Origin of the sequence: Collinsella aerofaciens (genome assembly GCF_015670745.1) — a bacterium.
Taxonomy (GTDB): Bacteria; Actinomycetota; Coriobacteriia; order Coriobacteriales; family Coriobacteriaceae; genus Collinsella; species Collinsella aerofaciens_T.
Genome location: NZ_JADPCH010000023.1, coordinates 23,476 through 36,004, shown reverse-complemented (window position 1 = coordinate 36,004; position 12,529 = coordinate 23,476). Strand labels below are relative to the sequence as shown.

General features: G+C 59.2%; 8 protein-coding genes and 1 tRNA gene. 8 read left to right on the top strand and 1 reads right to left on the bottom strand.

The window, feature by feature from the left end; translation table 11 throughout:
* Positions 1-232: 232 nt before the first annotated feature.
* The 8 genes from acpS (at position 233) to I4W07_RS08170 (ending at position 12,106) form a co-directional block, all read left to right on the top strand.
* Positions 233-772: a holo-ACP synthase gene (gene acpS / locus I4W07_RS08205; RefSeq protein WP_196026300.1), complete on the top strand. Its 540-nt coding sequence runs from the start codon at positions 233-235 to the stop codon at positions 770-772.
* Positions 773-2,389, top strand: coding sequence for an NAD(P)H-hydrate dehydratase (locus tag I4W07_RS08200; protein ID WP_196026299.1), 1,617 nt, complete (start codon positions 773-775; stop codon positions 2,387-2,389).
* A 2-nt stretch (positions 2,390-2,391) separates the two neighbouring features.
* Positions 2,392-3,537 (top strand): alanine racemase, encoded by a 1,146-nt coding sequence (alr, locus tag I4W07_RS08195; protein WP_196026298.1) that lies wholly within the window; start codon positions 2,392-2,394, stop codon positions 3,535-3,537.
* Between the two features lie 8 nt (positions 3,538-3,545).
* Positions 3,546-4,166, top strand: a complete 621-nt coding sequence (locus I4W07_RS08190; protein WP_006235848.1) for a uracil-DNA glycosylase — start codon at positions 3,546-3,548, stop codon at positions 4,164-4,166.
* A gap of 12 nt (positions 4,167-4,178) precedes the next feature.
* A complete protein-coding gene (tsaE, locus tag I4W07_RS08185) occupies positions 4,179-4,685 on the top strand; it encodes a tRNA (adenosine(37)-N6)-threonylcarbamoyltransferase complex ATPase subunit type 1 TsaE (protein WP_196026297.1) in 507 nt (168 codons plus the stop codon).
* Complete coding sequence (gene tsaD, locus I4W07_RS08180; RefSeq protein WP_196026296.1) at positions 4,672-7,056, top strand: tRNA (adenosine(37)-N6)-threonylcarbamoyltransferase complex transferase subunit TsaD; 2,385 nt, start codon at positions 4,672-4,674, stop codon at positions 7,054-7,056. The genes tsaE and tsaD overlap by 14 nt, the downstream gene beginning before the upstream one ends.
* A gap of 793 nt (positions 7,057-7,849) precedes the next feature.
* On the top strand, positions 7,850-9,739 hold the full coding sequence (locus I4W07_RS08175; protein WP_196026295.1) for a carbon starvation CstA family protein: 1,890 nt from the start codon (positions 7,850-7,852) through the stop codon (positions 9,737-9,739).
* A 183-nt stretch (positions 9,740-9,922) separates the two neighbouring features.
* Positions 9,923-12,106 (top strand): hypothetical protein, encoded by a 2,184-nt coding sequence (locus tag I4W07_RS08170; protein ID WP_196026294.1) that lies wholly within the window; start codon positions 9,923-9,925, stop codon positions 12,104-12,106.
* Between the two features lie 338 nt (positions 12,107-12,444).
* Here I4W07_RS08170 and I4W07_RS08165 read toward each other — a convergent pair.
* Positions 12,445-12,519 (bottom strand) — tRNA-Gln (locus I4W07_RS08165).
* Between the last annotated feature and the right edge of the window lie 10 nt (positions 12,520-12,529).

Here is a 12,529-nt window from a genome sequence, read left to right as displayed (position 1 = left end):
CCATCGCGCCGAGAGTACTGCGGGGTCAGCCCGTGGGAGGCCAGGGCGCCGCTGACCGGTGGACGGCACCGAGCCGTACGCTTGAACTGAGAAGGGGGAGGCCTCGCGGCCTCCCCCTTTTTTGCGTTTACGGGCTTTTGTCTCACATAGTAGCTGTGTTTTATAACCCTCGTTTGTCGCATCTTCTGCGAACGGGCTACAATAACTTAGTCTGTGCGATATGGAGGTGAACATGGCTGAAGCTGGTATCGGCGTTGATATCGTCGAGATTTCCCGCATGAAATCAATTCTTGAAAAGACGCCGTCGTTTGCTCGGCGTGTGTTTACCGAAGAAGAGCGTGCGTATTGCGATGCATCATCGCGTCCCGCTGCTCACTATGCGAGCCGCTTTGCTTCGCGCGAGGCGGTACTTAAAGCTCTCGGCACGGGTTTTAGTCAAGGCGTGGGTCGCAAGGATGTTTCGGTTACGCGTGATAAACTCGGCAAACCGAAGGCGCTGCTTTCGGGCCGTGCTCTCGAGATCGCTCAAGAACTGGGTGTTGTTGAGGTCGCTCTTTCCATTGCGCTTACAGGAGACTTGGCCGTTGCGAATGCCATCGCGATTACCGAAGATGCTCGGCCTAAGCCAAAAGAGGAAAAGGTGAGCACCAAGAAACGCGTAGCGCAGACATTTAAAGAGGCTCGCTCTGTTTTAGATGAGCTTGAGCAGCTGCAGAATTCAGCATTGACGGAGCACCTGGGCGATGCTTCGCAAGATACGCTAGGAGCATAGATGAAACCGGTTTTGAGTACCGAAGAAGTCGTTCGTCTCGAGGATATCATCGAACGCGAAGGGACTTCGAAGGCCGAGCTTATGGAGCTAGCGGGTGAGTTTGCCGCCAACGAGGTCTTGAAGCTCAATCCCGATCGGGTTCTCGTTCTGGTCGGTTTTGGTAATAATGGCGGCGACGGTTGGGTTGCCGCCGATATCCTGAGCCATAAGGGTGTGGACGTGGATATCGTTTCTCCGGTTGAGCCGGATGAGATTCCTGCTGCTCTGGCACGTCATGTTGCTCGTCGTACTGCCGGCCGCGATGTGCACGTTTGCGTCGGCCCCTCGCGTGACGAACTCGAGGTTTTGATCGATAAGGCCGATGTTGTTGTCGATGCCATTTTTGGTACCGGTTTCCACGGAAATCTGCGTGCGCCGTTCTCCATCTGGATTCCTACGGTCAATGAATGCGCCGATTGTGTCGTATCCATTGATGTTCCCTCGGGCCTGAATGCCGAGACGGGCGTTGTTGATGACGACTGCATTCGTGCCGAGCATACGGTGACGATGATTGCGCCCAAGATTGGTCTGTATAGCGCTGATGGCCCTGAGTATGCTGGCGATTTGATCTGCGGCAATCTTTACGACCGTCTTGACGAGGTCATCGATGATGTCGACCACGCCGCCGAGATTGTCGAGCCCGGTGACTTAGTTGATTACTTTGCCCCACTACCTACGAATATCGATAAGTATTCCCGTGGCTCTGTGCTTATTGTCGCCGGATCTGCGCAATATCCTGGTGCTGCCATTATGGCGGCCAAGTCTGCAGCTCGCGCGGGTGCTGGTTACGTGGCAGTCGCGGCTCCTGACGCCTGCGCCAATCTTATTCGCATGGCACTTCCTTCGATTCCCGTCTTTGCTATTCCGTCTGATTCCCGCGGCTCCTTTGGCGCCGCTGCGCGCATGACGGTGTGCGAGATTGCAAAGAAGTACAGCTGTGTACTGTGCGGTCCCGGTATGACGACATCTGCCGGCGCTATGCAGGTGGTTTCGGGCTTGCTCGAGCTTGATGTACCGCTTATTTTGGATGCCGATGCACTCAACTGCCTTGCTAAGATTGCCATTGACGGTATTGATAGTAACCCCGAGATGTATCGTCGCGAGCAGCCGTTGGTTATGACGCCGCACTATCGTGAGCTTTCGCGTCTGGTTGCCGGTGACGAGGTGAACGACCTTGGTACCGCGATTGCGGCCGCGCAGAAGGTTGTCTGGGCTGCAGGCTCCGACAACCTGGTTGTCATTGCCAAGGGGCCGACGACGGCTATCTGTGGCGTTGAGCGTGTGCTGCTGCCGCTCTCGGGTCCGGCTTCTCTGGCAACTGCCGGTTCGGGTGATGTTCTCGCGGGTATTTTGGCCGGCACGCTTGCCACCATGCGCGACGAGATGGATCGTTGGGAGTTGCTGTATTCGTACGCCGTCGCACTTCACAGCTACGCCGGTTTTGCCGCGGTGACGGAGTATGGTGAGAAGAGTGTCATCGCGACCGATCTTATCGACTTGATCGGTCCCGCCATGGAACTGGCGGCAAAGGATGCGCTCGAAGATCTGGGAATCATGGACGAAGGGTCGGATGACTAATCATGAATAAAGCCGATTTGACGCGCTGGTCCTGGGTCGAGATCGACCGCGGGGCGCTACGTCGCAACACGAGGGCCTATAAGAACTTGCTGAATCCACGTCAGCGCCTGTGCTGCGTGGTCAAGGCCGATGCTTATGGTCATGGAGCTGTTGAGTGCGCCAAGATCATGTATTCGGCCGGTGCCGACATGTTTGCCGTGGCGACGGTTAACGAGGGCGTTGAGCTCCGACAGGGCGGGATTACGAAACCCATCCTCATCCTAAGTGAGCCGCCTATCGAGGCCATTCCGACGTTGCTCGAGTTTGATATCATGCCCTCGGTCTATACGTCTGACTTTGCTCTTGCGTATGGCGAATGTGCCGTCGCGGCGGGCAAAGTGGGCAAGTATCATCTCGCCATCGAGACGGGCATGAATCGTATCGGCGTTCACTACACGCAGGTGCTCGACTTTGTCCGCGGTATAAATTTCCATCGCGGTATTCAGTGCGACGGCGTATTTACGCACTTTGCCACGGCCGATGAACCTTCGGGCTGGGACTACAAGCTGCAGTGTCAGCGCTTTACCGAGGCCGTTCAGGCCATTAAGGATGCGGGTTTTGAGTGCGGTATCGTGCACTGCGCCAACACGCCGTCCTCGATGCTCGACCCCTCGATGCATTTTGATATGATTCGCGCCGGCGTTGGCTTGTATGGCATGCAGCCGTGCGAGCTGAGTGGCCGCGTGATGCAGCTTGATCCCGTTATGAGCGTCCATGCGCGCGTGACGCGCGTGGCACACCCTGCGATGGGTGAAGGCGTGGGCTACGGTTTTACCTACCGCGTACCGCGTACGCGCGTTCAGATCTGCACGCTGCCGATCGGTTATGCCGACGGCCTATCGCGTACACTTTCCAATCGTATGGATGTGCTGTATCGCGGCGAGCGCGTGCATCAGGTTGGCAATATCTGCATGGACCAGTTTATGGTCGCCATTCAGTCCAACCCGGCACACGAGATTCCCGAGGCCGAGTATGGTGACGAGATGATCATTGTCGGCCGCGATGGCGATGCCGAGATCACTATGGACGAGATGGCCCGACTGCGCGGAACGATTAACTACGAGGTCGCCTGCGGCTTTGGCATGCGTCTCGACAAGGCCTACGTGTAGGAGCCGCTATGGGCGTCATGCACATCCCCGGCCATACCCATCAGGCACCACGTGAGGTCGCACTCGAGGAAATTGAGGCCGTTCTGGGCGATTGTCACCTCTGCCAGCTCTACCAGTCGCGTCACAATATCGTGTTTGGCGTGGGAAACCCCCGCGCTCGCGTGATGTTTATTGGTGAGGCGCCGGGCCGCAATGAGGATTTGCAGGGCGAGCCCTTTGTGGGGGCGGCAGGCGAGGACCTCAACGGCATTTTGTCGCTGGCGGGGCTCAAACGCGAAGACGTCTACATTGCCAACGTGCTTAAGTGCCGCCCGCCGGGAAACCGCAATCCGCGTCCCGAGGAAGTGCTGGCTTGCTCGCCGTTTTTGCGTGAGCAGATTCGAAGCATCTGGCCCGATATTATCGTGACGCTCGGCAACCCCGCGACACACTTTGTGCTTAAGACCGAGATTGGTATTACTAAGCTGCGCGGCAGGTTCCACCAGATGGGGCATTTTGTAGTAATGCCCACTTTTCATCCGGCAGCAGCGCTGCGCAATCCGGCGTGGCAGGAGCTGCTGGAGGAAGACTTTAAGATGCTGGGCGATTATCTGGAGCGACATCCCGCACCAGAGGACGCCTCGGAATAATAAGGAGCAAATATGTCCCTGGAGCGCCTGGGGGTAGGTACTTACAAAACGACTTGCGCTGCCGATACGGAGTACTTTGGCGAGCTAATTGCACCGTGCCTTGAGGACGGCGATGTGCTCATCCTGACCGGTGGCCTGGGAGTGGGCAAAACTCACTTTACCAAGGGCGTCTCGCGCGGGCTGGGCGATGGGCATATGGTTACGAGTCCTACGTTTGCGCTCATGGTCGTTCACGATCAAGGTCGTATTCCACTGTTTCACTTTGATCTATACCGCCTGGAGCATGCCTACGAGCTCGAGGATACGGGTATTTTCGATGTGCTGGGCTATGAGGGTGCTTGCCTGCTGGAATGGGGCGAACAATTCCAGGACGAGCTGACGGATGAGTATCTTTCGGTGACGCTCAAGCGTGATGAGGGCGACAGCGATGTGCGAACGATAATGCTCGAGGCGCACGGTGACCGCGCAATGGAGCTTTCCCATTTGATTGATAAGGCTGTACAAGATGAGCTTGCATAACGATAACGCGCTGGTGGTGGCGCTCGATACCTCGACCGACATGCTTGCCTGCGCGGCAAGCTGGATTGATGGGCAGACGGGCGAGACGAAGCTCGTGAGTGGCGACCACATGTGTCGCCGTCACGCAAACGTTGAGCTCGTGAATACCGTTGATGGCGTGCTGGATCAAGCCGGTCTGGATCGCAGCGATGTTGGTTGCTACGTTGTCGGTCGCGGCCCGGGGTCGTTTACGGGCGTGCGTATCGGCATCTCCACTGCCAAGGGCCTCGCGCGTGGTGCCAATATTCCGCTGCTGGGCGTGTCGACGCTCGACGCTTGCGCTTGGACGGCGTGGAAGGCTGGCGTGCGCGGCAAGCTTGGTATCTTGGCCGATGCTATGCGCGGTGAGGTATATCCGGCGCTGTATATGCTGGTCGATGAGGGTCCCGAGCGTCAATTTGAGCGCGAACACGTGGTCAAGGCCGCCGTGGCGCTCGATGAGTGGCGCCAAGCGGCGGACTGGGACCAGGTTCAGCTGACCGGTGACGGTCTCGTGCGCTATGGCAAGCTGCTGGGTGGGGACGAGACCGCTCGCTGCGTGGAGCGCGACCTGTGGTGGCCTTCGGGCGAGGGCTTGCTGCTCGCGCACGCTGCGGGTGACGGCGATCCGGCTCGCGTCCTGCCGATTTACACGCGCCTTTCGGATGCCGAGGAAAACGAGCGCAAGCGTCTTGGTCTTGCCGAGAGTGCGCAGAGCGAAATTACGGGCGTTGCCGATGAGCTCGCCGGTCGTCATCTGCAGTTCCGTCCCATGGGCGCGGCGGATGCCGAGGGCGCGAGCGCGCTAGAGGCTGCCTGCTTTGAAGGTGCCGGACACGAGGCGTGGACGCCGGGCATGTTCCTGTCCGAACTGGGCGAGGACGTCGCTGCGCCGCGTAGTTGGTGGGTGGCACACGACGACGGCAAGCTGCTGGGCCTTGCCGGCGGTATGGTCTTGGACGGTGATGTGCAGATTCTGGATGTCGCCGTCGATCCGGCACATCGCCGTGAGGGCATTGCCCGCAAGCTGCTGTCGCACGTGAGCTATGATGCCCAGATGCTCGGCTGCACCACGGCTTCGCTCGAAGTCGAGGACGGCAATGAGGGCGCGATTGCGCTTTATAACGCTCTGGGCTTTACCGAGGCAGGACGGCGCCGCGGCTACTATGGTGCCGGCAAGGATGCCATCGTCATGACGGCTCCGCTGCCCCTGGTGCTTCCGGTCGACAATGCTTCGCCCGAGCCGACGGCGGCAGAGCAGCGCGTATGGCCGCTGCCTGCGCCCGGGCGCTCCGAGGGGGAGCGTGCCGAAATTGAGCGCCGCCGCCTGGTGCTCGCTATCGAGAGTTCCTGCGACGAGACGGCCGTGGCGATTATCGATGCGGATGGCAATATGCTGGCCAACCAGGTATCGACACAGATTGATTTTCATGCCCGCTTTGGCGGCGTGGTGCCCGAGATCGCCTCGCGCAAACACGTTGAAGTGATTGTGAGTGTCGTGGATGCGGCGCTCGAGGATGCCGCAGCATCGCTTGGTCTTGAGGGTGGAGCCATTGCCCCCAGCGAGCTTGCCGCCGTGGGCGTGACACAGGGTCCGGGCCTGGTGGGCGCCCTCGTGGTGGGCGTTGCCTTTGCCAAAGGCTTTGCCTACGCTGCCGGTAAGCCGCTCGTATGCGTCAACCATCTGGAGGGGCACCTGTTTGCCAACTTGCTGGCGCAGCCCGACCTCAAGCCGCCGTTCATCTTCACGCTTGTCTCGGGCGGGCACACCATGCTCGTGCACGTGAAGGCGTGGGGCGACTACGAGGTGCTCGGTGAGACGCTCGACGACGCCGTGGGCGAGGCCTTCGACAAGGTGGCCAAGGCGCTGGGCCTGGGCTATCCCGGTGGCCCCATCATCTCTAAGCTGGCCGAGACGGGCAACCCCAAGGCGATCGATTTCCCCCGTGCGCTTAACAGCAGGGGGGACTACCGCTTCTCACTTTCGGGCCTCAAGACGGCGGTGACGCTCTACATCGAGCAAGAGACCAAGGCCGGGCGCACGATTCACCTTCCCGATCTGGCGGCTTCGTTTGAGGCAGCTGTCTTTGACGTGCAGTACAAGAAGGCAAAAAACGCACTGCACGCTACCGGATGCAAGGAATACTGCATCGGTGGCGGCGTCTCGGCCAACCCGCATCTGCGCGAGATGATGATCAAGAAGCTTGGGCGTCAGGGGATTCGCGTAACGGTGCCGCCCTTGTCTGCCTGTACCGATAACGCAGCCATGATCGCGGAGGTCGCTCGCCGTAAATTCGACCGAGGCGAAATCTCGCCGTTCGATGTCGACGCCGATCCGAACATGACGCTGTAGCTGGTACGGCGCGGTCCCCGGACGGAGGGGCCGGATATAAGGTTTCCTGCTCTACAGTCCTGCGCAAGACGAAGGCCACATTAAGTGGCCTTCTTTGCGTGCGGAACTCGCGATAAACCTTATATCCGGCCCCTCCGTCCGGGGACCTTTCTGTGTCGATATAGCTTCTGAGCTGGTTTGGCGTCGACAACGTCCAGCAAAGTTAACAAGCTAGTGTCGAATTTCCGGCGTTCTTTAGCTGAAAGAAAAAAGTTGGTGTGCGGAGCTTTGCTCCGCATTTGGGATGGGAGCCCCTCGGGAGCGGGCGGGCGTATACAAGGTTTATCGCGAGTTCCGCACGAGCCGGAGAGCACTTAATGTGCTCTCCGTGCGAGCAGGACTGTAGAGCAGGAAACCTTGTATACGCCCGCCCGCTCCCGAGGGGCATCTCTCATGCAAAAACTGTCGTGGGGTAAAGTCCGAGGTCAGTGGTGTTTTATACCGAGAAATTCAAAAAAAGTTGAAAATTCATTACAAATTTGCGTTGACTTTAGGTAACTAAAGTTTCATACTCCTTTTCAACCACTGGGGGATGTGAACACGCACGGATCGTTCACATCATGATTGAAGAGGATTTCTTAGACATGTTCACGCATCAGCTAAACATTATCAGCGTAGTAATTATCTGATGCGGGTTAGCACATACAGCTAGCCCGTACGATAACGGGCGGCTGATGAAGATGAGGGCCGTCGAGCGCAACCGACGGCCCTCATTTTTTATGTCTAGGAAGTTCTTTTTAGAGGAGGAAATGTAATGAACGGAGTTTTGCTCATGGTTGTGGCCGCGGCGGTGCTCGCCTGCGGCTATCTGGGCTATGGCCGATGGCTGGCCAACAAGTGGGGCGTTGACAAAGAGGCCCTCACGCCGGCCAAGCGCATGAAGGACGGCAAGAGCTTCTCGCCCGTCTCCGCCTTCACCGCGTTCTCGCACCAGTTCAGCTCGATCTGCGGTGCTGGCCCTGTCACGGGTACGATCGTCGCCATGGCCTTTGGCTGGCTGCCCGTCGTGCTCTGGGTCCTCGTCGGCGGCATCTTCTTTGGTGCAGTCCACGACTTTGGTGCTCTGTACGCTTCGATGAAGAACAACGGCAAGTCGCTCGCTCAGCTCATCGAGAAGTACATCGGCAAGACCGGCCGTCGCCTGTTCCTGCTGTTCTGCTGGCTGTTCTGCATCATCGTCATCGCCGCTTTCACCGACATGGTCTGCAAGACGTTCATGTTCACCCCGGCCGTTGACGCTTCTGGTGCTGCTACCGGTGCCATCGACTTCACCAAGTCCTATGCCGCCGGCTGCGCTGGTACCATCTCCATCCTGTTCACCTTCGTCGCTATCGCCTTTGGTTGGGCCCAGAAGAAGTTCAACCTCACCGGCGCTGCCGAGTTCGTCACCGGCGTTGTCCTCATGGTTCTCATGTTCGCCGTCGGTATGCAGTTCCCGGTCTACCTGGATAAGTTCCAGTGGTTCGCCGTCGTCATGGTCTACCTGGTCTTCGCTGGCGCTATGCCCATCCAGATGCTCAAGACCCCGCGTGACTACCTCACTTCCATCATGATGATCGTCATGATCGTCTGCGCTGTCCTCGGCATCGTCGTCCTGGGCGTCAACGGTCAGGCTACGATGACCGCTCCGGTCTTCACCGGCTTCTCCACTGCCTCCGGCATGATGTTCCCGGTCCTGTTCGTCTCCGTCGCTTGCGGTGCTCTCTCCGGTTTCCACAGCCTCGTTTCTTCCGGCACCTCTTCTAAGCAGGTCGAGAAGGAACAGGACGCCGTCAAGGTCGGTTACGGCGCCATGATCGTCGAGTCCTTCGTCGGCATCCTTGCCATCATCGTCGCCGGCATCATGTTCTCCGATATGAACACCGCCGGTACCGGCGCCCTCAACGCCGGTGTCGCTTCCACCCCGTTCCAGATCTTCGCCGCCGGCATCTCCCGCGGTATGCAGGCCTTCGGCGTTGACGGCACGCTCGCTACTGTCTTCATGACCATGAACGTCTCCGCTCTGGCCCTGACCTCGCTCGACGCTGTCGCCCGCATCGCCCGCACCTCGTTCTCCGAGTTCTTTGCCCAGACCAACGACGCCCTGGCCATCGAGTCCAAGGCTGGCTACATGAAGGTCCTCGGCAACCCCTGGTTCGCCACGGTCGTCACCCTGCTTCCCGGTCTCGCCCTCGCTTTTGGTGGCTATGCCAACATCTGGCCGCTCTTTGGTGCTTCCAACCAGCTGCTCGGCGGCATGACCATGATCACCCTCGCCGTGTTCTGCAAGTGCACCGGCCGCAAGGGCTGGATGCTCTACGTGCCCGTCGCCTTCCTGCTCTGCTGCACCTTCACCTCGCTGGTCCAGAGCGCCATGGGCTGCATGGCCGCTGTCCAGGCTTACGGCTTCTTCGGCACCATCCCGGCTACCGCCACCACGGCCGCCGTCTCCGTCGCCGCCACCAAGGGCCTGCAGCTTGTCTTCGCCGTCCTGCTGATGGTCCTGGGCCTCATCGTCGCCGTTAACTGCCTCAAGGAGTTCTTCGGCAAGGAGGCCGGTTCCATGCCCGACGAGGAGCCCGAGTGGTCCGAGATGGGCAAGGCCGAGTATGGCCGCGCTGCTGCTGCCGAGGCTCCCACCGACGCCGAGGCTGCTAAGGCCTAGTCAGCTTGATGGGCTAGCCGTTCCATCCATATGACTCGGAAAGACCGGGTCCGCAACGACGCGGACTCGGTCTTTTTTCATGCAAAAGCGGGCGACGCCCGAGTGTTCTCGCAGATGTTTTGCGTGGATAAGGGCGCGCGTTGTACCATATAGACGTATATGTGTACATATGAAAGGGGCCCCGTGGCCAAGACGGTATATTCCGATAACCAAAATAATGTCGATGCCCTGGCTGAACGTCTGAGCAGCCAGACGTCGCTTTCTGCCGAGCGTGCCAAGCTGGTTGCCTACGACCTGCTCTGCCGCAAGGCGCTCAAGATTAAGTCGAGTGCGCTGGCGCAAATTTTCCGCTCCGTCGATAAGGAATGTGACACCAAGGCGATGCGCGATGAACTTATCGCGGCAAATATCGTGACCAAGATCGAGGGTAGCGGCATTAACGGGCGCCCGGCGTTCTATACCATCAATGCCGAGATCCGTGATGCCCAGGAGCAGCCTGCCGAGTCCGTCGAGGATTTTGTCGTCGAGGATTCCGCTGACGTGCCTGCTGTGGAAGAAACTGCTCCGCGTGAGCATGTCGATACCGATGAGTTGCTCGATGAGAACGTCGTGCGTGCCTTTACGGCCAAGGCAGGACGCGGCGGTTTTGGCGGGGGTGGCAAGCGCGATGCGCAGCGCCGCGCCCAGCAGGAGCGCTTCCGTCGCGCCGTTGCTCAAAAGGGTGAGACGGATGCCGAGGCTGTTGAGACCGAGGTTGCTGCCGAGTCGCAGAAGCCCACGAAGGAGCAAAAGCCCGTGGAGGCCCAAGAGCCCAAGCGCCGTCGCGGTGCTCACTTTAAGGCTGCACAGCAGGATGCCGCGCGTGAGGTTGAAGAGTCTTCTGAGGTTGCAGACGATGTTGAGGAGTCTGCCAAGAAGGCTCCGGGTTCATGCCGTCCCGGACGTGGTTTTGCGGGGCGCGCGTATCCCGTAAGGCGTCAGGAGAAGAGCGAGCCGGCTTCGACCACTCAGGGCGAGAAGGACGAGAAGGCCGTTGAGCCGGTGGCTCGCGAGCAAAAGCCTGTTGAGCCGCAGCTTGAGGTTGATGCCGAGGCCAAGGGTCAGCAACCTACTGATGAGCAGGCGGAGCAGGGCGCGTCGAGCAAGCCTCGCCGCCGTCGCCATCGTGGGGGCCGCAGTTCCCATGCCGAGACTGCAGCCGAGAAGACCACGCCGCAGGACGAGGATGCGAAGGTCGAGGTTTCTTCGGGGCAGCCTAAGCGCCAGCCAGCGAAGGAGAGTAAGTCCGATCGTCCGCAGAAGCAGGCGCCTATGCCGAAGCGCGAGCGCAATTCCCAAGGCGATTCTAAGCGCAAGTCTCAGAAGAAGCCGGAGTCTACCGCAGCAGATACCGCTGCCCAGCAGCCCAAGTCGGCAGTCCACGGCGAGGTCTCGGCGTTTGCCCTTGCCCGCGTTTTAGGCAGGCAGCTGCTCAAAGTTGTCCCTACGCCTACGGCGCTCTCTAAGATCAAGGAGCAGCAGACACAGATCGTAAAGGTCGAGGGCAAGGACGGCAAAAAGGCTCCGCAGCGCACTCAGCACAACGAGATGTCCAACCGCAAGATTGCCGAGGAAATCGCAATCATCCAGGCTTGGATCGAACAGAACCGAGGTGCCGATACGCCGGTTGCCTCGCGCCGCCAGCGTGCCTACCAGATCTTTAACGACGAGAAGGCTTTTGACGGCAAGCACGGTGAGCGCCTGATCAGGCGTATGACCGAAAAGGGCATTAGCATGCAGGCGATCAAGGTCGCCCCCAATCGCCCCGTGCACTTTACGGGCTTCTTTACGCTGGGTGCCGACAAGCCGTTCATTATGGTCGAGAACCTGGATACCTACGACGAGATCGTCAAACTCCTGCGCGGACGCAAACATGCCAAGCTCTTTGGTACCAAGGTGGGCGGCGTGATTTTTGGCGGCGGATGCAAGGCGAGCGTCTCGCATGCCTTGGACGATTATCTGGCTGAGATTGGCTATCGCTTTAACTACGTCTACTACGTAGGCGATATTGATCGCGAGGGCGCGCGCATTGTCGAGCAGACTCGCAATGCCAATGTGGTTGAGATTCGCCTGCATGCCGGCATGTACCGCGCCATGCTCGCCGAGCATAAGCGTCGCGTGAAGGCCGGCGGCGAGTGCGAGCCCGCGGCTGCCAACCAGGGCGTGCCGCAGAACCTGGCAGCGACGATCAAGGATCTGCCCATGGTCACGCGCGTGCAGTTCCGCAACGTGCTGCGTGAAGGCGGGCGCATTCCGCAGGAGATTCTGATGACCGCAGACTATCGGGATGGCGACTCGGGAAGCTTCGACCGCATGCTGAACAATTAGATTCCGCCGGCCCCGGGAGAGCGGGGACACCGGCTTAGGTTTCCTGCTCTACAGTCCTGCTCACGACGGAGGCCACATTAAGTGGCCTCCTGTTCGTGCGGAACTCGCGATAAACCTAAGCCGGTGTCCCCGCTCTCCCGGGGCCTGTGGTTACTTGGTTGTTGCATGCGGCTCGCTTTTCGGAACAGGGCTGATAATTCTAGATGCAAGGCGCTCTTGGTCGTTATGGGCCTGGGGCGTCTGTCTTATATAGGTAGATTCCTTGCGGGTTCGAATCCCTCCGCTTGCTCACAAGAAAAGCCTCCCGATCGGTTATGCGTTCGAGAGGCTTGTTTCTTTGGCTGGGACGGAGGGATTCGAACCCCCAACAGCCGGCACCAAAAACCGGAGTTCTACCGTTGAACTACGTCCCAATGTGTGGTG

Excerpts from the sequence above, each read along its gene's own strand:
- acpS (WP_196026300.1), top strand. The coding sequence starts at position 233 with ATGGCTGAAGCTGGTATCGGCGTTGATATCGTCGAGATTTCCCGCATG.
- I4W07_RS08200 (WP_196026299.1), top strand. The coding sequence starts at position 773 with ATGAAACCGGTTTTGAGTACCGAAGAAGTCGTTCGTCTCGAGGATATC.
- alr (WP_196026298.1), top strand. The coding sequence starts at position 2,392 with ATGAATAAAGCCGATTTGACGCGCTGGTCCTGGGTCGAGATCGACCGC.
- I4W07_RS08190 (WP_006235848.1), top strand. The coding sequence starts at position 3,546 with ATGGGCGTCATGCACATCCCCGGCCATACCCATCAGGCACCACGTGAG.
- tsaE (WP_196026297.1), top strand. The coding sequence starts at position 4,179 with ATGTCCCTGGAGCGCCTGGGGGTAGGTACTTACAAAACGACTTGCGCT.
- tsaD (WP_196026296.1), top strand. The coding sequence starts at position 4,672 with ATGAGCTTGCATAACGATAACGCGCTGGTGGTGGCGCTCGATACCTCG.
- I4W07_RS08175 (WP_196026295.1), top strand. The coding sequence starts at position 7,850 with ATGAACGGAGTTTTGCTCATGGTTGTGGCCGCGGCGGTGCTCGCCTGC.